The following is an 18,590-nucleotide window of genomic DNA, read 5'->3' on the forward strand; positions in this document are numbered from 1 at the left end:
CCCTGAGGTCGAACCGAAACGCGACTACACGTTGAAGCGGAATTCGACGACGTCGCCGTCGTGCATGACGTAGTCCTTGCCCTCCATCCGGACCTTGCCCGCTGCCTTGGCAGCGGCCATCGATCCCGCCGCAACCAAGTCGTCGAAGGCCACGACCTCCGCCTTGATGAATCCCCGTTCGAAGTCGGTGTGGATGACCCCGGCAGCCTTGGGTGCGGTGTCGCCCTGGTGAATGGTCCAGGCGCGCGACTCTTTCGGGCCCGCGGTGAGGTAGGTCTGCAAGCCCAGGGTGTGGAAACCCGCGCGGGCCAGGGCATGCAGGCCCGGCTCCGCTTGACCGATGGATTCCAGCAGTTCGATGGCCGACTCCTCATCCAGTTCGAGCAGCTCGGCTTCCACCTTGGCATCGAGGAACACCGAATCAGCCGGAGCCACAGACGCTTTCAGCTGCGCAACCTTCACCTCGTCGGTAAGCACCGACTCGTCGGCGTTGAAGACATAAAGGAAGGGCTTGGTGGTGAGCAGCGAAAGTTCTTTCAACAGTTCGGTATCCACCTTGTCGGCCGCGGCGAACAAGGTGGTGCCGCTGTCGAGGATCTCCTGCGCCGCCTTGGCGGCGTCGGCGACGGGCTTGCGGTCCTTCTTGACCTTGGCTTCCTTCTCCAGCCGCACGACCGCCTTCTCCAGGGTCTGCAGATCGGCGAGAATGAGCTCGGTCTCGATCACCTCGATGTCGGCGGAGGGGTCCACACGGCCGTCGACGTGCACCACGTCATCGTCGGCGAACACACGCACCACCTGGCAGATGGCGTCGGCCTCACGAATGTTGGCGAGGAACTTGTTGCCAAGGCCGGCACCCTCCGAGGCGCCCTTCACGATGCCGGCGATGTCGACGAACGACACGGTCGCGGGCACGATGCGCTCGGAACCGAAGATCTCGGCCAGCTGGTTCAGCCGCGGATCAGGCAGCGGGACCACGCCGACGTTCGGCTCGATAGTCGCGAACGGGTAGTTCGCGGCGAGCACGTCGTTCTTGGTCAACGCGTTGAACAGCGTCGACTTTCCGACGTTGGGCAGGCCGACGATTCCGAGGGTGAGACTCACGAGGAAGAGAGTCTACGCGGCATGCGGGCCGCTCCACCCTGCGCCCGCCCGAAGCGACCGCTGTACCGATGCGAAGCGACCGCGGTATCAACCCGACGCACGCGCCCACACGCGGATCGCCGTTCCGGAGCCGCAAACAAACGGCCCTATCCAGGGATCAGAACGACTTTGCCGAGGTTGCCCCGGCCCTCGATAACAGCGTGTGCCTCCGCCGCGTCTTCCAACGCGAACTCCGCGTGCACGACAGGGCGCAACTGGCCCGACGCGAAGTACTGCCACAGCTCCTGACGCCACTGCTCGTACACGGCGGGCCGTCCCTGCGCGATGCGGGCCATCTGGAAGCCGATCACCGATTTGGCGCCGACAAGCAGGTCGTATGCCTGGATGGTTCCACCGCCGGAGCTGTAGGCGACGAGACGTCCACCGGGAGCCAGGGCCGCGATCGCCGGCGTGCGTCAGCTCGAACCGAGACCACGAACCAGAGTCCTCGTCAAACTGCGAGCGAGCTCATCCGATGCCGGTGTCGCGTCCGGACCGGACTGGTAGTACCGCAGAAACGCTTGATGGAAGCAGGTCCCGTCGAGCAAGGACGCCGCCGCGGTTACGTCGACGTCGGAAGCGATGCGGCCGAGTTCCCGCTCGGCACGCAGGTATTCGGCGATACCCGCGATGGCGTGACCGGGTCCCGCCCCGTGGCGGCGCATCGAATCACGGTGGGCTGCCATACGTTGCGGCTGCGCGAGCAGGCCACCGAGCAACGGGAGCGACTGCTGGTAAAAGCTCAGCGCGTCGCGGGCCATGGCCGCGAGATTTCCCTCCACGGTGGACGCCCCTGGCCGGGGCGGGGCGCCCGCCGGACTGGGCATCCGATGCCGGAGGACGTTGAGGATGATGTCCTCCTTATCACTGAAGTGCTTGTACAGCGCCGCCTCGGAAAACCCGGCGGCCTTGGCGATCTCCTTCGTCGTGGCTTGGACCACACCACGGTTGCGCATGATCTCCGCCGCCGCGTCGAGGATCCGATCGCGTGTTCCCATGTCGAACTCCTGGTTGACAGGTTAGTAAGTACTCACCCATCCTAGGTTAGTAAACACTCACCAACCAGAAGGGCCGACCATGCGACTCACAATCTTCGGAGCGACCGGTAATACGGGTACCCGCCTCGTTCGGCAGGCACTGGCGGCCGGACACGAAGTCACGGCGGTGGTGCGCGGCACGCACACGATGCGGGACCATTCCGCGCTGCGCGTGATCACAGCCGACGTGATGAATCCGGCCGACATCGTCGAGGCGCTGCGCGGTGCGAATGCCGTGCTCGACACCATCGGATCGAGGGCGAAGGGACCCACTTCGGTCTGCACCGACGCCGCACTGTCCATCACGAAGGCGATGGAAACAGCGGGCGCCCAGCGACTCGTCCTGATCAGCAACAGCGCCGGAGTCGCAGGACGGGGCGATGACTGGTTCACCCGCTTCGTGGTGAAACCGCTGATCCTGCATCCGCTCCTGCGCCACGGCCTGGCGGATATGGCCGCTGCCGAACAGGCGGTCCGCGATTCGGCGCTCGACTGGACAATCGTCCGCGCGCCACAGCTCACCGACAATCCGGCCAAGGGCTCCTACCGCACCGCGATCGAGCGCAACGTGCTGTTCGGCATTCGCATCACCCGCGACGACCTGGCCACCTGCCTGCTCGACCTGGCCTCCGACGAACCGGCGATCCGCAAGCACGTCAACGTCGCGAACTGATCGCCGTCGCGTCGGAGGACCTCGGTGAGTTCATCTTGCGGTAGCCGAGGTGCGGCGTAGCGTGGGCCGGTATGGAGCCGACCACCGAGGTGGTGACGGCACGTCCGGCACCCATGCTCGCGGCGTTCATCGACCGCTACGTCGGCTATCGCATGTCCGGGTTCGCCGCGGCGGTGCATCGCGGGTTGCCCTCGCGGCACATGACTTTCATCGTCGCGGTCGGTCCCACCATCGATGTCGTCGTGCAGACCGATCCGCGTCAGTCCCCGCGGAACTACCGCTGCGTTGTGAGCGGTCTCCAAGCGAGCACTGCACTCATCGCGCACGACGGACATCAGGAAGGTGTGGCCGTTGAGCTGACACCGCTGGGCTGTCGCACCCTGTTCGGCATGCCCGCTGCGGCGTTGTGGGACACGTCGGTCGAATTCGCCGACGTGGACGGACCCGCTGGCCTGGAACTATGGGAGCGTGTGCAGCACGCGCCGACCTGGCCGGAACGCTTCGCTGCGTGCGATCGGGTGCTCTCGGCACGCGCCGACCAGAACCGCATCGTCGGCCCCGAGCTGACCTGGGCATGGCGCACCATGGTCCGTTCCGGCGGCGGCATCTCGGTCGGCCCGCTGGCCGAGGAGATCGGGTGGAGCAGGCAGCATCTCACCCGCCGGTTCAACCAGGAATTCGGCGTGAGCCCGAAACTGGCGGCCAGGATCACTCGGTTCGAGCGGGCGCGCCGGATGCTGGAACATGCTCCGTCGTTCGTCACGATCGCACAGGTTGCCGCCGCCTGCGGCTACTACGACCAGGCTCATCTCGATCGCGACTTCGCCGAATTTGCCGGGACCAGCCCGACGAAATGGCTGGCCGAGGAGATTCCATCCGTCCAAGACTCCGACGGGTTCGCGGGATGACGATGAACGACATGACTACCGAAACAAGCACCCGAACCGCCGTATGGCCAACCCTGGCCTTCCGTGACGCCCGTGCCATGGCCACCTTCCTTGTGGAGGCATTCGGCTTCCAGCAGACCGCGCTCTACGCCCGCGCGGATGACCCGTCGATCGTCGAACACGGTGAACTGCGCTGGCCGCTGGGTGGCGGCATCATGTTCGGCTCGGCGGGCAAGGACGACGGCCCGTTCAGCACCCGCCCGACCGGTCACGACTCCGTCTACATCGTCTGCGAGGACCCCGACGCCCTGTTCACCCGCGCCACCGCCGCGGGCGCCGAGCTGGTCCGCGACCTGCGCGACGAGGACTACGGCTCGCGCGGCTTCACCGTCCGTGACCCGGAGGGCAACCTCTGGAGCTTCGGCACCTACTCGGGTTCCTAGCGACCGCCGAGTCCCGACATGGCGATGCCGCGGATGAACGCGCGCTGGGCGATCGCATAGATCACCAGCAGCGGAAGCAGGATGACGACCGCGGCGGCCATGAGAATGGGCCACTGGGTGTGGTACTGGCCTTGCAGCCGGACCAGACCCAGTGTGGCGGTGGCGATCTCGTTGCGCTGGATCATGACCAGCGGCCAGAGGAAGTCGTTCCACACGGTGATCCAGGTGAGCACGGCGAGCACCATGAGGGCGGGACGGGTGTGCGGTAGCAGGACCCGCCAGTAGACCTGCCAGGTGGAGCAGCCGTCGAGGATGGCCGCCTCCTCCAGTTCCGTCGGCAGCGTGCGGAAGAACTGGCGCATCAGGTAGGTGCCGAAGGCGCTGCCGAACAGGCCGGGCACGATCATCGCCCACGGCGTGTCCACCCAGCCGAATGCGCGCATCAGCAGGAACTGCGGAATCACCGTCACGGTCAGTGGCACCATCAGCGTGGCGAGGTAAGCGAGGAACAACACGTCACGTCCGCGAAAATGCAAGCGCGCGAACGCGTACCCGGCCAGCGAGCAGAAGAAGACCTGTCCCGCTGTGACACACAACGCGTAGACCGTGGTGTTGAGCAGCATCCGGCCCAGCGGCAGCAGGTCGAAAACCTTGCCGTAGTTCGACCACCGCGGATGCTCCGGAAGCAGCGCGGCGTCGGCGATCTCGCCGTCTTGCTTCAGCGACCCGGACACCGCCCACAGAATCGGTGCGAGCGCACACCACGCGACGCCGACGAGCGCGGCGTACACCGCGGCGCCGCGCACCATCCGCCGCACGATCGCCCGCTCTACCCGGCTGCGAGCGAGCACTGCGCTATCGCGCCGGACCGGCAGCGCGCGCCGCACCCCCTCGTAGGCACTCACTGTTCGACCTCCGCCCGCCGGGCCATCCGCAGCTGAAGCAGCGTCAGCAGGAACAGGATCGCGAAGATCACCCAGGCCAGCGCGGACGAGTAGCCGACCTCGTAGAAGCCGAAGGCGTTCTGGAACAGCATGATCCCGAGCAGGTAGGTGCCCGTCTCCGGCCCGCCGTTGCCGCCGGTCAGCGCATAGGCCTGGTCGAATGCCTGCACCGAGTTGATGATCGTGATGATGAAGACGAACGACAGCGGCCCCCGGATCAGCGGCAGGGTGATCGAGGTGAACCGCCGCAGCGTTCCGGCGCCGTCGATCTGCGCCGCCTCGTAGAGCGTCTCGGGCACGCCCTGCATGGCGGCGAGCAGGATGACCGTCGCGAACGGCACGCTCTTCCACACGGTGACGAGGCTGAGCGAGACCAGCGCCCAGTCCGGATCGATCAGCCACGGCACCGCGTCGATCCCGACCCAGCCGAGCGCGAGGTTCAGCAGCCCGTCCTCGGTGAAGATGAACCGCCACACCACCGCCATCGCGACCGTGGAGGCGACCAACGGCAGGAACGCGATCGTCCGAAATATCCCGATACCGCGCGATTTTCGATTCAGAACCGCGGCGACCCCGAGCCCGATCGCCACCGTGGGCACCAATGTCAGCACGGTGAAAACGGCTGTGTTGCGCAACGCGATGAGAAACAGCGGGTCCGAACCGAACAACCGGTGATAGTTGTCCACACCGACAAACCGCATGGGGCTGAACAAGTCCCACGAATGAAAACTCAGATAGAGCGAGAACCCCAACGGAAACAACAAGAAGGCGGCGACGGCCCCCATATTGGGCGCGATGAATGCCCAACCAGCCCGTTCGCGCCGCCTGGCCAAACGGGATCGCGCGCCGGCCGGGGCATGACGGAGGGCATTGCCGGTGGTTTGCGACCACTGCGCTCTCGTCATGACATATCCAGGAGTGCGTCGACGTCGGAGGCGAATCGGCCGCTCAGGGAGGCGGCGGTGGCGGCGCCGCGCAGGACCCGGTTCGAGCCGCGCTCCAGCAGCGCCGAGACCTTGCCCCACGCCGGGGTCACCGGCAGTGGGCGGGAGTTGGCCGGGCCATCGGTGAACACCTCGAGGTTGCGGATCTCCCGGTGTGCGGCGGCGAACCCTGATGCGCCCATGGCGGATTTCAACACCGGCACGAACAGGCCGGACGCGGCGATAATCGCCTGCCCCACCGGCCCGGTCGCGAATTTGACGAACTCCCAGGCCTGTTCGATACGCGGACTGCCTGCCGCGATGGACAGGCCCGTACTGCCGACGTCGGTGATGGCGCCGGGGCCGCCGTGCGGGCCGACCGGCAGCACCGTGACGTCGATGGCGAGATCGTCGTGCCCGGCGAACTCGGAGTACAGCCAGTGCCCGCCCATGACCATCGCCGCCCGGCCGCGCCGGAACAGGTCCGGTGCCGAAACAGACTGTGTATCAGCAACTTTCGGTGCCACGCGGTGGCGCACCGCAAGGTCGGCGTAGAACTGGAAACCTTCGGCGAACTTCGGATCACCGAGATTCGTCCTGGTCGGGCGCACCGACGGAGTGAACCACTCGGCACCGTTGTTCCTGCCGAAGCAGGCTGCCGAGAAGTACGGCACCCAGGCGTCGGCGAAGCCCCACCCGGTCCGCCCGGAGGACTCGCGACCGGTCAACGCGCGTGCGGCGGCGAGGAATTCGTCGAACGACCAGGCGTCGCACCAGCGGGCGGGCGGGGTGACCCCGGCGTCGGCGAGCAGCTCGCGGTTGTAATAGAGGAACACCCCCGACCACTGTTCGGGCAAGGCGTACTGCCCGCCCGCGTAGGTGAAGGTGTTGTACAGCGCCGGGTAGCTGTCGGCCCGCAGGGCGGCGGCGTAGGCCGGATCGCGGTCGAGCAGCGTGTTCAGATCCAGCAGTACGCCACGCTCGGCCAAGCCGGAATACAGCAGCTCCCACGCCATCATCACGTCCGGGCACTTGCCGCCCGCGCAGTAGGTGAGCATCTGCTGCAATGGGTCCGGGCCGGACATGATGGCGCGAATCCTGATGTCCGGGTGCCGTTTCCGGAATTCGTCGATGATCTTCAGCCGCACCCGCGCCTCCTCCGGCCTTGCCTGGAAGAAGAAAGTCAGCGCGTCGTCGGGAGATCCGCACCCGGCGCCCGCGAGCAGCGGCGCGGCCAGCGCCGACCCGAGCAGCGTCCGACGACGGACTGGCGCGACGGGGGTGGGACGCGACACAGCGCTCCTCGGGGGCGGATGCGGAGCTTCTCGAACCGCATGGCAGCATACTTCCGGCTACATCGGCGTGACGGCCGACACATGAACAATATTTCACGACGCTTGCCCTGAATGCGGAATCGGCACACGGCGGGCACCGATCGGATACGTTGTCACATGTTTCGGCAGGATCCTGCGTGTTTTACAGGAGAGTAAATAGATGGCGACAATCGAATATCTGCGGACCGATCCCGATCTGCCGCCGGTCGGTGTGGTCGACAAGTCACCGATCACTCCGGCCAAGAAGGCGATCTTCGCCGGGATCGCCGTACTCGGCGCCATCGCATGGGCGGTGCTCGCCATCTCGCGTGGCGAATCGGTCAATGCCGTGTGGATCGTGATCGCCGCGGTCAGCACCTACATCATCGCGTACCGGTTCTACGCCAGGTTCATCGAACGCAAGATCACCAAACCGCGCGACGACCTGGCCACGCCCGCCGAGATCCTGGAGAACGGCAAGGATTACATGCCGATGGACCGGCGGGTGCTCTACGGGCACCACTTCGCCGCCATCGCGGGCGCAGGCCCGCTGGTCGGTCCGGTACTCGCCGCGCAGATGGGCTACCTGCCGGGCACGATCTGGATCGTGGTCGGCGTCGTGCTGGCCGGTGCGGTGCAGGACTACCTGGTGCTGTGGGTCTCGATGAAGCGGCGCGGGCGCAGTCTCGGGCAGATGGCCCGCGACGAGCTCGGCGTGATCGGCGGCTGGTCGGCCATCGTCGGCGTACTCGTGATCATGATGATCCTGCTCGCGGTGCTCGCGCTGGTGGTGGTCAACGCGCTCGCCCACAGCCCGTGGGGCGTCTTCTCGATCGGCATGACCATTCCGATCGCGCTGTTCATGGGCGTGTACCTGCGCTTCCTGCGGCCCGGCAAGGTCGGCGAGGTGTCCGCCATCGGGTTCGCGCTGCTGATCCTGGCCATCCTCGGCGGCGGCTGGGTGTCGGAAACGGAGTGGGGCACCGACTGGTTCACGCTCTCGCCGGTGACCATCTCCTGGCTGCTGATCGCCTACGGCTTCGTCGCCTCGGTGCTTCCGGTGTGGCTGCTGCTCGCGCCGCGTGACTACCTGTCCACCTTCATGAAGGTGGGCACCATTATCCTGCTCGCGGTCGGCATCCTGGTCACGCTTCCGGTGCTGAAGGCGCCCGCCGTCTCGGATTTCGCGACCTCCGGCACCGGCCCCGCCTTCGCAGGCTCGCTGTTCCCGTTCCTGTTCATCACCATCGCTTGCGGCGCGCTGAGCGGTTTCCACGCGCTGGTCTCCTCCGGCACCACACCGAAGCTGCTGGAGAAGGAATCGCACGCGAAGATGATCGGCTACGGCGGCATGCTGATGGAGTCGTTCGTCGCGGTCATGGCCATTATCACCGCCTCGATCATCGACCAGCACCTGTATTTCGCGATGAACGCACCGCTCGGGCTCACCGGCGGCACGGCGGAGAAGGCCGCGGCCTACACCAACAGTCTCGGGCTGAGCGGTCCGCCCGCGACCCCGGCCGAACTGAGCCGAGCCGCGAGCGATGTCGGCGAGACCAGCATCATCTCCCGCACCGGCGGTGCGCCGACGCTGGCCGTCGGCATCTCCGAGGTGTTTCACCAGTTTCTCGGTGGCGCGAGCATGAAGTCGTTCTGGTACCACTTCGCGATCATGTTCGAGGCGCTGTTCATCCTCACCACGATCGACGCGGGAACCCGCGTCGCGCGTTTCATGCTGTCGGACGCGCTTGGCAACTTCGGCGGTGCCGCGAAGAAGTTCCGTGACCCGTCCTGGCGGATCGGCGCGTGGCTGTGCTCGGGCGTCGTAGTCGCAGCGTGGGGTTCGATCCTGCTGATGGGCGTCACCGACCCGCTGGGCGGCATCAACACACTGTTCCCGCTGTTCGGCATCGCCAACCAGCTGCTCGCGGCGATGGCGCTGACCGTGGTTCTGGTGATCGTGGTGAAGAAGGGCCTGGCCAAGTGGGCATGGATTCCGGCGATTCCGCTGGTCTGGGACCTCGCGGTGACCATGAGCGCGTCCTGGCAGAAGATTTTCTCCGACGATCCGAAGCTCGGATACTGGAAGCAGCACAGCATCTGCCAGGCGGCGCAGGACGCCGGGAAGCTATGTCTGACGGCGAAGACCCAGGACGATATGAACGCGATCGTGCGCAACACCTTCATCCAAGGCACGCTGTCGATCCTGTTCGCGGCGCTGGTGCTGATCGTCACGGTCGTCGGCGCGGTGGTGGCGCTTCGTGCCTGGCGCTCCGGCCGGACCACTACCACCGAAACCCCGGAGGAGCCGTCGAAGATCTTCGCGCCCAGCGGTTTCGTCGCCACCTCGGCGGAGAAGGAAGTCCAGAAGCAGTGGGACGAGCTGATCGCAGCCGGAAAGGTTCGCGCGCCCGGCGCGGCGCACGCGCACGCGCGATGAGCGACGCCACGGCGACGCGTGCCGGCCGGTCCTCGCGACCGGTCGGCACACGGCTGCGCGCCGCGGCACATGCCTGCGTCGACGGCGCTCGCGCCGGCGTCTGGTGGTTCAACTCGATCCTGGGCGGGCAGGACTACCAGCGGTATGTCGATCACCTGCGGCGCAATCATCCGGGCTGCGAGATTCCGACCGAACGGGAGTACTGGCGGCAGCGCCATGCCGACGCGGACCGCAATCCCACCAACCGCTGCTGCTGAGGCCAGCCGCGGGCACCGATTTTTCGGTGCGCGCCGCCGCACGTCGAGTTGGTACTTCACGCAACATTTGGCCGCTTGATCGTTATGCGGTGTCACGGTGGCTGTGCGAAGCGCGGACCCAAGCGCGGGGTGGTGGCTGATTTCCGCTAGCACAGGTCGGCCGTAGCTGACATTGTGGTTGACGTGACGATCACGGCATTGGATTTCGAGCGCTGCTATCGGGCGGTGTCGACCCGAGACTCCCGATTCGACGGGCAATTCTTCACCGCGGTGCGCACCACCGGAATCTATTGCCGCCCTTCGTGTCCGGCTATCACGCCGAAGCGTGCCAACGTGTCGTTCCTGCCGACGGCCGCCGCGGCGCAGCAGGCGGGCTACCGCGCTTGCCGCCGCTGTCTGCCGGACGCGGCGCCCGGCTCGCCGTTGTGGAACACCAGGGCGGATCTGGCCGCGCGGGCGATGCGGCTGATCGGCGACGGCGTCATCGAGCGCGGCGGGGTACCCGCGCTGGCCGCCACGCTGGGCTATTCGCAGCGGCAGCTCACCCGCGTGCTGACCACCGAGTTGGGCGCCGGACCGTTGGCGCTGGCCCGCGCGCACCGCGCGCACACCGCGCGGCTGCTGATCCAGACCACGGCGATGCCCATGTCGGACATCGCGTTCGCTGCCGGGTTCGCCTCCATCCGCCAGTTCAACGACACGGTGCGCGAGGTGTTCGCGGTCAGCCCGACTACCATGCGGACCGAGGCGCAACGCGCGAGAAGCGGGTCCGCGGCACTCCCGGCGCCCGCCACCAACGGTTCGCTCACCCTGCGGCTGCCCTACCGGGAGCCGCTGGACCGCGCCTGGCTGGAGTGGTTTTTCTCCGCGCACGTCGCCCCCGGCGTGGAACTGTGGGAGAACCGCGCCTACACCAGGAACCTGCGCACCCCACACGGGCATGCCACGACGCGGCTGAGCTTCCAGCGCGACCACGTACGGGCCGAGTTGTCCCTACACGACATGCGTGATTTGGCACCAACGGTGGCGCGGTTGCGGCATCTGCTGGATCTCGACGCCGATCCGATCGGCATCGACGAGGCGCTCGGCGTCGGCCCCGCACAGCCCGGGCCGACCGCCGAACGGCTGTCGGACAACCACACCGAGCAATTGCCGGACGCGGGCGCCGGCTCGCCACCGGACGCCGAGGCGATGCCCGAGGTCAGCCGGTCCGGCGCGCGGCGGCCCTCGTTCACGCCGGGTATTCGGGTACCCGGCTGCCTCGACGCAGCCGAGCTGTTGTTACGCACCATGATCGGACAGCAGATCTCGGTGTCCGCCGCCGCCACGCACACCGCCCGGCTGGCCGAAACGCTCGGCGAGCGAGTGGACGGGCCGCTCCCCTTGCTGTTTCCCGCCCCGGATGTGATCGCCGAACGCGGCGCCGAAGTCTTGACCGGCCCTGCGCGGCGGGTCCGCTCGATCGTCGCCGCGGCGGCGGCGCTCGCCTCAGGTGAGCTGGTGCTGCACCAGGGTCGCACCGCCGTCGATCTGCGCCGCGAACTGCTCGCGCTGGACGGGGTCGGGCCGTGGACGGCCGACTACGTGACCATGCGCCTGCTCGCCGAGCCGGACGTCCTCCTCGGCACCGACCTGGTCGTCCGCCAGGGCGCGAACCTGCTCGGCATCGATCTGAAGGACACCGCGCGCTGGGCGCCGTGGAGGTCGTATCTATCAATGCACCTGTGGAAGGCGGCATTGGCGGAACGTGCCACGCAATCGAGAACTTCCACCGGCGCCACGACGAAAGGCAGTGTCGAAACATGAACGCCACCACCGCAACCCGCTCCAGCATTGGCGAAATGCGCAACCTCACAGCGGACTTCGCCGTCAGCACCACCCCGATCGGACCGTTCACCGCACTCGTCGACGCGGACGGAGCCGTTCTCGCTTCCGGATGGACCGCCGACGCGGAGAACCTACGCGGCCTGATCCATCCTGCGCTGCGCCCGGCCGCGCTGCGGCAACGGGACTCACTGGGCGAGGTAACCAGCGCGGTCACCGCATACCACGAAGGTGACCTCACAGCGATCGATCCGATTCCCGTTCGCCAGCAGTCCGGGCAGTTCCTGGTGCACGCCTGGGCCGTGCTGCGCACGGCCCAGGCGGGTAGCCCGCTCACCTATACCGAATTCGCCGCCCGCGCCGGCCGCCCGGAGGCCACCCGCGCCGCGGCCAATGCGTGTGCCCGCAACGCCGCCGCGCTGTTCGTGCCCTGCCACCGGGTCCTCCGCATCGGCGGAGCGCTCGGCGGCTTCCGCTGGGGCCTCGACGTGAAGCGCTGGCTGCTGGACCACGAGGCGTAAGGATGCACGATCCGCCAGTGCGCAGCCACTGTCGGGCGCCGCCGATCCGCGAGCAGATGGCGCCGGGCACCTGTAGTAGTAGCAGGCCGCTCGCAGCGTCAGGAAAGGGTGGCTTCCAGGTGGGAGCCGGTGCGGCCGCGCAGGACGTGTAGGCGGCTCGGGATGCGCTGGCGCATCTCGTCTACGTGGCTGACGACGCCGACCACGCGGCCACCGGCCCGTAGTTCGTCGAGCACACCCATCACTGCGTCAAGGGTGTCCGCGTCGAGACCGCCGAAACCCTCGTCGATGAAGAGGGTGTCCAGCACCAAGCCGCCGGATTCGGCTGCGACGGTGTCGGCCAGGCCGAGCGCCAACGACAGCGAGGCCATGAATGTTTCACCGCCGGACAGTGTCTTGGCCGGTCGGACGACGCCGGTGTAGTCGTCGCGAATGTCGAGCCCGAGCCCGCCTCGGCGACCCCGCGGCCCAGCCTTGTCGGAGTGGACGAATTCGTAACGGCCACCGGACATCCTGCGCAGCCGCAACGACCCGGCCTGCGCCACCTCTTCCAGTCGGGCGGCAACGACGTAGGAGCGCAGCGACATGCGCCGATTGTTCTCCCCCCGCCCCGCGACGACCTCCGCGAGACCGGCCAGTTCCGCATAGGCCTGCTGCGCAGGCGCGATTCGGTCGACGGCGGCCCAGAGCTGGCCGCCGAGATCCTCGAGCAGACTCACCCGCTTGCTCGCCTCGGCGTGGGTGGCGACCGCGGCGTTCAACCTGTCCTGCGCGGCGGCGACCTGCGAGTCGAGTTCGGCAAGGTCGCCAGGCTCCAGCGCCACCGCCGCCTGGATCTCCGGTTCCGCCAGCACCGCTTCCGCGTGGGCGCGGGCCCGGTCGGCTGCCACGAGTTCCGCGTCGAGCTCGGCCTGCCGCTCCGGGGTACGGGAGGCAGCGGTGACGACCTTCGCGTAGGCGGTCAGCACCGCGACGTCATCGCGCGGAGCACTGGTCGCGGCGCGGACCGCAACCTTGCGAATATCGCCCACCGAGTCGACGTCGGCAACGGCGTCAGCGGGAGCAACGGCGTCAGCGGGAGCAGCGGCGTCAGCGGGAGCAGCGGCGTCAGCGGGAGCAGCGGCGTCAGCGGGAGCAGCGGCGGCGGCGATGGTGGCGGCGGCGGAAGCAGTGCCGACGTCGGCAGCCGCGGCATCGCCGTCAGCAGCGGAAGAGTCGGCGGCGGATGATTCCGCGGGCACGGCAAAGGTTTCGCCGGACCGGACCACGCTGCCCGCCGCCGCGGCCGCATGATGTGCCGGTGCCGCGGAGCCGCCGATGCCAGGCCCCGGATCGCCGACCGGCACTTCCGGTACGAAACCCGCTGCGCAGGCGATTTTTTCGACCCGGTCGGCGATCACCGACACCTGATCCAGGGCGGCCGCCGCCGCTACCCGGGCATCGCGGAGAGCGGTGGCGTCCGCGACGAGGGCAACGAGCCTGGCCCGACGGCGGTCGATGGTCTCGTCGGCGCCCGCCGCTGTGCGCAGGCGGTCGGTGAGGTCGGCGACGCGCGTGCCGACGGAGGCGATGGTGGCGGCGACGGCGCTGCGGCGGGCGGTGGACTCGCGCAGCTCGTTGTGCAGGCGGGTCTCGTCGCCGCGCAGCCTGGTCAGTTCGGCGGTGCGGCCGTCGGCCCGCGCCGCCAGCTCGGCGGTGTCCTCGTAGCGGTCGGTGGCGGCGCGCAGCGCGGCGGCGAGCTCGACGCGGTCGGTGTCGCCGCCACGCGCGATGAGCGCTTCGATCTCCCGTTCGAGCCCGGTGATGCGGGCAAGCACCCGGTCGCGGGTGTCCTCCGCCGCGCGCTCGGCCGCCACGGCGGCGTCCTCTTCGGCCTTGGACACCGCGGGGACGGTGGGCTGGGCGGGGACGGGATGGTCGGCGGACCCGCAGACCGCGCACGGTCGGCCGTCGACCAACTCGCCGGCGAGTTCGGCGGCCATGCCGGTCAGCCTGCGCTCGCGCAGGTCGAGCACGAGCTCCTTGGCATCGAGGTGCGCCGTGCGGGCGGTCTCGAACTCGACCCTGGCGTGGTCGAGTGCCGTTCGTCGCGTGGCCAGTTCGACGGCTGCCGTCGCGGCGGTCCGCAGTCGTTCGCTTTCCGCGGTGAGCCCCGGCAGCGCCGCGACTGCTTCGGCCGCCTCGCGCAGCCTGGCCTCAGCGGTGGCGAGCGCGCCGGGAAGCTCGTCGCGCAGGTCGGTGAGCTTCGTGATCCGCGTGGCCAGCGCCGTGTCCTCGTCGCGCAGCGCGTTCAGCTCGCCGCTGAGACGGGTGGCGGTGGCGGCATCGGCGCGCACTTCGTCCAGCGCGCCGATCTGCCCGCTCCAACGCCGGATGGCCACGTCGAGGTCGGCGTCCTCCCATACCTCCGGCACCCCCTCCCTCGTGGCACCCTCCAATCGGACCAGTTCGGTGCCACCGAGATCGGCGCCCGCCGGATCGAGCAGTCGGACCGCCAATTGCTGCGCCGCGCTACGGTTTTCGACATCCTTGCGACGCAAGGCCAGCACGGACGAGCGCGCCTCGCCGATCGCGGCGGCGACCGGTTCGGCGCGGCGTGCGAGTTCGAGTTCTGCCTGCGAGGCGGCGCGCCGGTCGGCGCTCGCAGCGTAGTCATCAAGCTGCCGACGGGCCGCGGCCATGCGGCGGTGCAGCTCGTGCAGCCGACGCTGCTCCTCGGCTTTCGCGCGCGTCTGTGCCGAGTCCTGCTGGCAGTGTTCGGTTTCCCTGGCGGACGTGGTCAGGTCGACGCGCGCGGTGGACAGCAGATCCTGCGACCACGCGACGGCCTCCAGCGGGCCGACCGACTCCGCCACTCCGACCCCGGCCGCCATGCCGACCTGGGTGATCAGCCGATCGATGCCCTGCTTGCGCGCTTCCAAGTCGGCTTCCGCGGCGCGGCGCTTGTCCGCCAGCCACTGCTCGGCGGTACCGAAACGCCGTGTGTCGAAGAGCTTTTCGAGCAATTTCTCCCGATCTTCGTTCTCCGCCCGCAGAAATCGGGCGAAATCGCCCTGCGGCAACAGCACCACCTGGAAGAACTGGTCGGCGCTCATACCGAGCAGGCGAAGAATCTCGTCACCGATATCGCCGATCCGGGAGAGGTGTTCGCCACGGCCGTCCAACCAGGTCAGCGTCGCCTTGGCGGGTTCGGTGCGCATGCCGGTGCCGCGCCGTTTGGGCCGCTCGAATTCGGGGGTGCGGGTCACGCGCAGCCGCCGCCCGCCGAGGGTCGCCTCGAGCACAACCTGCGGCGGCGTCTGCTCCGACGCGTGATCGGAGTGCAGTCGCTTGCTCTCGCCGCGCGCGCCCGGAACCCGGCCGTAGAGCGCGAAGGCGATCGCGTCCAGCACGGTCGTCTTGCCCGCGCCGGTCTGGCCGTGCAGCAAAAACAGACCGTCGGCGCCGAGCACGTCGAAGTCGACGACAGTGGCCTCGGCGAACGGGCCGAACGCGGTCATCTCCAGCTTGTGCAACCTCATGCCGCCGCGCCCATGCCGACACCCGGATACGGCACGGTCATGCGGACAATTCCCCACTCATGGCGGCGACCGCCGCTTCCGGCTCCCGATCCGCGACGGCGGCGGCGAGCGCGCGTTCCAGCCATGCCATTTCGCCACCGCTCGGCACACTACGGACGTCTGTGAGGAAGCTGTGGGCGACTTCGGTGTCGCGGCGGCCGTGCACCCGCTCACGGTAGCGCAATTCCGGGTTGCCATCGGGCCGCATCCATTCCACGTGCACTGCGAACGGGAACCGTTCCCGCAGCTTGCGCATGGCGTCGACGGGGCGGGCGATGTCGGTGAGCACCGCCGAGACGTAGTGCTGCTCGGCCCCGGTGTAGTCCGCGTCGGTCAGCAAATCGTCGAGGGTGCCGGTGATTTTGCTCAATCCCCGTACCACCGGCAGATCCCGGCGCCGGACCGAGTGCAATCCGGTCTCGTCCAGTTCGGCGATCCACACCGCCTTGCTGTGTGAGTTCTCCGCGAACGAATACGGCAGCGGCGAGCCGGAGTAGCGCACCGACTCCGACAGCGTCTGCGGAGAATGCAGGTGGCCCAGCGCCACGTAGTCGATGCCCTCGAAGGCGGCAAGCGGCACCGTTTCCACTCCGCCGACCGAGATCGACCGTTCCGATCCCGTGGCCTCCCCGCCGACGACGAAGGCGTGCGCAAGCACGACCGTCCGCACATTGTCGCGTCCGGCGATGTCTGCGCGGATCCGGCTCATCGCGGCGTCGAGGATCTCCGCATGCGAACGCGCCTGCGGCACATCGAGTTCGGCGCGGGTGATCTCCGGCTCCAGGTAGGGGATGCCGTAGAACGCCACGGGCCCGTGCTCGTCCTCGAGCAGAACCGGCCGGTCGGCATCGGCAACGGTGGTGCGCAGATGCAGCCCGCCCGCCGCGGCGAAACTCGCGCCCGCCCCGAGCCGCGCGGGCGAATCGTGGTTGCCCGACGTCGCGACGATATGCGCCCCGGCCGCGCGGATGGCCTCGAATCCCCGGTTGCACACCGCGATCGCGTCGGCGCTGGGAATGGACCGGTCGTACACGTCCCCCGGCAGCACGACGACATCGACCGACTCCTCAGCCACCAGCTCCGCGATCGCGGCCAGTGAACGGGCCTGGTCGGCAAGCAGATCCACGCCGTGGAACGTGCGCCCGATATGCCAGTCCGAGGTGTGCAGCATCCGCATGCCGCGAAACCGTAGGCCAACCCACCGACAGACTCCAATTGCCGCGCCGGCTCATCGGATTTGCCGTGCCGCCGCACGGCGCGTTACGGGTATCCAGGTCAGCGAGTTCGACAACCCGCTTCAGGAACAGTTGCGCGTTGCTGCGCACGGTCGTGTTCGGCTGGCGGCAGGAGGTGTTGTCCAGGGACATGAAGGTGGTGCAGCACCGCGGTCGCGAGCTCTACCAACGACTCGCCATCACCGGAAGGCACCTGGACCGGCTCGGCGCGCAGCTGGGCAAGGCTGTGCTTTCAACTACACCGTTTCTTCCGTGGAGTCGCGGGTAATGGTCACCGCACGCAAACTCCACGACCTGGAAATAGCGGAACAGGAGGTGTCCGCGATCCCACGGGTGGATTCCTGACCACGTCCGGTGGGCTTCGCCGACGCCGGCGAGTAGCCGGGCAACGGCCCTGCCGTCACGCCGCCGATCGCGGCGGCGGTTAGTGTGCATATCGTGGCTGCTTCCCAACGTGTGCGATCCCCGGTGCCCGCGCCGCAACGTTCGATCCTGCCGTCGGTGCCGGGTCTCCCGGTCGGCGCGGCGGTCCTGATCGCGGTTGCCTGCACGTTTGTGGGATTTCTGATCGATGCTGGCGGCGACGGCGGCGAGTTGACCGGCTCGTTCACTGCGCTGTACATCGTCGGGTGTGTGGCGGCCGTCGCTGCCGTGCGCTACCGCGGGTTGTTCAGCACGATGGTGTTGCCGCCGCTGCTGCTGTTCATCGCGGTGCCGATGGCCTACCAGCAACTCTCCGGGCGCGGCTCGACCTCTCTGAAGGACATCCTGCTGAACTTGGCGATACCGCTGGTGAACCGGTTCCCGACCATGGTGCTGGCCACCGTCATCGTTCTGCTGATCGGCGGCGGCCGGATCATGATGCACCGCCGAGAGGAGGCGGAGGGCCGGTCACCGGCGTCGCGTCGTGGCGAGAGCCGGGGCAGGCCGGCCGCCAAGCGGCCACGGTCCGGCCGCCCCTCCGGCTCGCTCGGGGATTCGGCACGCCGCAGAACGCGCCGCCCGAACGATGATGTCGATGCGCCCGACTTGGACGAGGAAACCCCCCGTCCGGCCCGCCGCCCCGCGACGCAGGTCGCCGACGCCCCGCCCCGGGTCGCACCGGCCCGTCCGCGCGAGGGCCGCGCCCCCGCCCGCGGCGTCTCCCGCCCGACGGCGGACATGCCCCGCGCTGAGGGCGAGCCGCCGCGAGCCGCCGCCCGCCGCCGCGATGTGCCGCCGCATCCCCAGCCCAATGTGCGCTACCGCGAACGCGATTCGAGCCGCACCGAGCGACGCAGGCCGGAGAACCTATAGCGGCGGATGCCCGGAGAACCTATAGCGGCGGATGCCTCGCCGTCGCGTCTGGGGCAGGACACTCAGCCAGCTTGCCCCAGACGCTCGCGAAGCT

At 68.4% G+C, this 18,590-nt stretch carries 16 protein-coding genes and 1 pseudogene; 9 read left to right on the forward strand and 8 right to left on the reverse strand.

The annotated features are described in order from the left end of the window. Positions 1-24: 24 nt before the first annotated feature. From ychF to OHB12_RS19525, 3 genes are all read right to left on the reverse strand, one after another. Positions 25-1,104 carry a redox-regulated ATPase YchF gene (gene ychF / locus OHB12_RS19515; protein WP_327110035.1) on the reverse strand — a complete coding sequence of 360 codons (1,080 nt, stop codon included), beginning with the start codon at positions 1,102-1,104 and terminating at the stop codon, positions 25-27. Positions 1,105-1,250: 146 nt separating this feature from the next. After that, positions 1,251-1,547 (reverse strand): zinc-binding dehydrogenase, encoded by a 297-nt coding sequence (locus OHB12_RS19520; protein ID WP_327121257.1) that lies wholly within the window; start codon positions 1,545-1,547, stop codon positions 1,251-1,253. A gap of 12 nt (positions 1,548-1,559) precedes the next feature. Continuing rightward, entirely contained in the window at positions 1,560-2,141 is a 582-nt protein-coding gene (locus tag OHB12_RS19525) for a TetR/AcrR family transcriptional regulator (RefSeq protein ID WP_327110036.1), read from the reverse strand. A 79-nt stretch (positions 2,142-2,220) separates the two neighbouring features. Here OHB12_RS19525 and OHB12_RS19530 point away from each other — a divergent pair, with 79 nt between their 5' ends. From OHB12_RS19530 to OHB12_RS19540, 3 genes are all read left to right on the forward strand, one after another. After that, a complete protein-coding gene (locus tag OHB12_RS19530) occupies positions 2,221-2,853 on the forward strand; it encodes an NAD(P)-dependent oxidoreductase (protein ID WP_327110037.1) in 633 nt (210 codons plus the stop codon). Positions 2,854-2,924: 71 nt separating this feature from the next. After that, positions 2,925-3,761 carry a helix-turn-helix domain-containing protein gene (locus OHB12_RS19535; RefSeq protein ID WP_327110038.1) on the forward strand — a complete coding sequence of 279 codons (837 nt, stop codon included), beginning with the start codon at positions 2,925-2,927 and terminating at the stop codon, positions 3,759-3,761. An 11-nt stretch (positions 3,762-3,772) separates the two neighbouring features. Beyond that, a complete protein-coding gene (locus OHB12_RS19540) occupies positions 3,773-4,183 on the forward strand; it encodes a VOC family protein (RefSeq protein WP_327110039.1) in 411 nt (136 codons plus the stop codon). On the opposite strand, the gene OHB12_RS19545 is transcribed toward OHB12_RS19540, so the two are convergent. The 3 genes from OHB12_RS19545 to OHB12_RS19555 form a co-directional block, all read right to left on the reverse strand. Next, entirely contained in the window at positions 4,180-4,992 is an 813-nt protein-coding gene (locus OHB12_RS19545) for a carbohydrate ABC transporter permease (protein WP_327121259.1), read from the reverse strand. The two genes, OHB12_RS19540 and OHB12_RS19545, sit on opposite strands and share 4 nt — an antisense overlap. A gap of 92 nt (positions 4,993-5,084) precedes the next feature. Beyond that, positions 5,085-5,960 carry a carbohydrate ABC transporter permease gene (locus OHB12_RS19550; RefSeq protein WP_327121261.1) on the reverse strand — a complete coding sequence of 292 codons (876 nt, stop codon included), beginning with the start codon at positions 5,958-5,960 and terminating at the stop codon, positions 5,085-5,087. A 68-nt stretch (positions 5,961-6,028) separates the two neighbouring features. Then, entirely contained in the window at positions 6,029-7,345 is a 1,317-nt protein-coding gene (locus OHB12_RS19555) for an ABC transporter substrate-binding protein (protein ID WP_327110040.1), read from the reverse strand. Between the two features lie 199 nt (positions 7,346-7,544). Between OHB12_RS19555 and OHB12_RS19560 the strand changes: the two genes are divergently transcribed. From OHB12_RS19560 to OHB12_RS19575, 4 genes are all read left to right on the forward strand, one after another. After that, positions 7,545-9,803, forward strand: a complete 2,259-nt coding sequence (locus OHB12_RS19560) for a carbon starvation CstA family protein (RefSeq protein ID WP_327110041.1) — start codon at positions 7,545-7,547, stop codon at positions 9,801-9,803. Between the two features lie 53 nt (positions 9,804-9,856). Then, on the forward strand, positions 9,857-10,060 hold the full coding sequence (locus OHB12_RS19565) for a YbdD/YjiX family protein (protein ID WP_327121263.1): 204 nt from the start codon (positions 9,857-9,859) through the stop codon (positions 10,058-10,060). Positions 10,061-10,243: 183 nt separating this feature from the next. Continuing rightward, positions 10,244-11,866: a DNA-3-methyladenine glycosylase 2 family protein gene (locus tag OHB12_RS19570; RefSeq protein ID WP_442800116.1), complete on the forward strand. Its 1,623-nt coding sequence runs from the start codon at positions 10,244-10,246 to the stop codon at positions 11,864-11,866. Positions 11,867-11,901: 35 nt separating this feature from the next. Then, entirely contained in the window at positions 11,902-12,405 is a 504-nt protein-coding gene (locus OHB12_RS19575) for a methylated-DNA--[protein]-cysteine S-methyltransferase (RefSeq protein ID WP_327121265.1), read from the forward strand. Positions 12,406-12,503: 98 nt separating this feature from the next. On the opposite strand, the gene OHB12_RS19580 is transcribed toward OHB12_RS19575, so the two are convergent. Further along, the gene (locus OHB12_RS19580; RefSeq protein ID WP_327110043.1) at positions 12,504-15,926 is read right to left on the reverse strand and encodes an AAA family ATPase; all 3,423 of its coding nucleotides are present in this window, start codon (positions 15,924-15,926) and stop codon (positions 12,504-12,506) included. 37 nt (positions 15,927-15,963) lie between these two features. Beyond that, positions 15,964-17,142 carry an exonuclease SbcCD subunit D gene (locus OHB12_RS19585; protein WP_327110044.1) on the reverse strand — a complete coding sequence of 393 codons (1,179 nt, stop codon included), beginning with the start codon at positions 17,140-17,142 and terminating at the stop codon, positions 15,964-15,966. A 134-nt stretch (positions 17,143-17,276) separates the two neighbouring features. On the opposite strand from OHB12_RS19585, the pseudogene rmuC reads away from it, so the two are divergent. Together rmuC and OHB12_RS19595 are read left to right on the forward strand one after the other, a co-directional pair. Continuing rightward, positions 17,277-17,545 (forward strand): annotated as a pseudogene (gene rmuC / locus OHB12_RS19590) (DNA recombination protein RmuC); the annotation flags it as partial. Positions 17,546-17,638: 93 nt separating this feature from the next. After that, complete coding sequence (locus OHB12_RS19595; RefSeq protein ID WP_327110045.1) at positions 17,639-18,496, forward strand: DUF6542 domain-containing protein; 858 nt, start codon at positions 17,639-17,641, stop codon at positions 18,494-18,496. Positions 18,497-18,590 lie beyond the last annotated feature (94 nt).

The sequence above is a fragment of the Nocardia sp. NBC_01730 genome, assembly GCF_035920445.1.
Classification (GTDB): Bacteria; Actinomycetota; Actinomycetes; order Mycobacteriales; family Mycobacteriaceae; genus Nocardia.

What these genes read in the sequence shown, in the direction of transcription:
- OHB12_RS19525 (WP_327110036.1), bottom strand. Translation starts at nt 2,141, where the DNA reads ATGGGAACACGCGATCGGATCCTCGACGCGGCGGCGGAGATCATGCGC.
- OHB12_RS19530 (WP_327110037.1), top strand. Translation starts at nt 2,221, where the DNA reads ATGCGACTCACAATCTTCGGAGCGACCGGTAATACGGGTACCCGCCTC.
- OHB12_RS19535 (WP_327110038.1), top strand. Translation starts at nt 2,925, where the DNA reads ATGGAGCCGACCACCGAGGTGGTGACGGCACGTCCGGCACCCATGCTC.
- OHB12_RS19540 (WP_327110039.1), top strand. Translation starts at nt 3,773, where the DNA reads ATGACTACCGAAACAAGCACCCGAACCGCCGTATGGCCAACCCTGGCC.
- OHB12_RS19545 (WP_327121259.1), bottom strand. Translation starts at nt 4,992, where the DNA reads ATGGTGCGCGGCGCCGCGGTGTACGCCGCGCTCGTCGGCGTCGCGTGG.
- OHB12_RS19560 (WP_327110041.1), top strand. Translation starts at nt 7,545, where the DNA reads ATGGCGACAATCGAATATCTGCGGACCGATCCCGATCTGCCGCCGGTC.
- OHB12_RS19575 (WP_327121265.1), top strand. Translation starts at nt 11,902, where the DNA reads ATGCGCAACCTCACAGCGGACTTCGCCGTCAGCACCACCCCGATCGGA.
- OHB12_RS19580 (WP_327110043.1), bottom strand. Translation starts at nt 15,926, where the DNA reads ATGAGGTTGCACAAGCTGGAGATGACCGCGTTCGGCCCGTTCGCCGAG.
- OHB12_RS19585 (WP_327110044.1), bottom strand. Translation starts at nt 17,142, where the DNA reads ATGCGGATGCTGCACACCTCGGACTGGCATATCGGGCGCACGTTCCAC.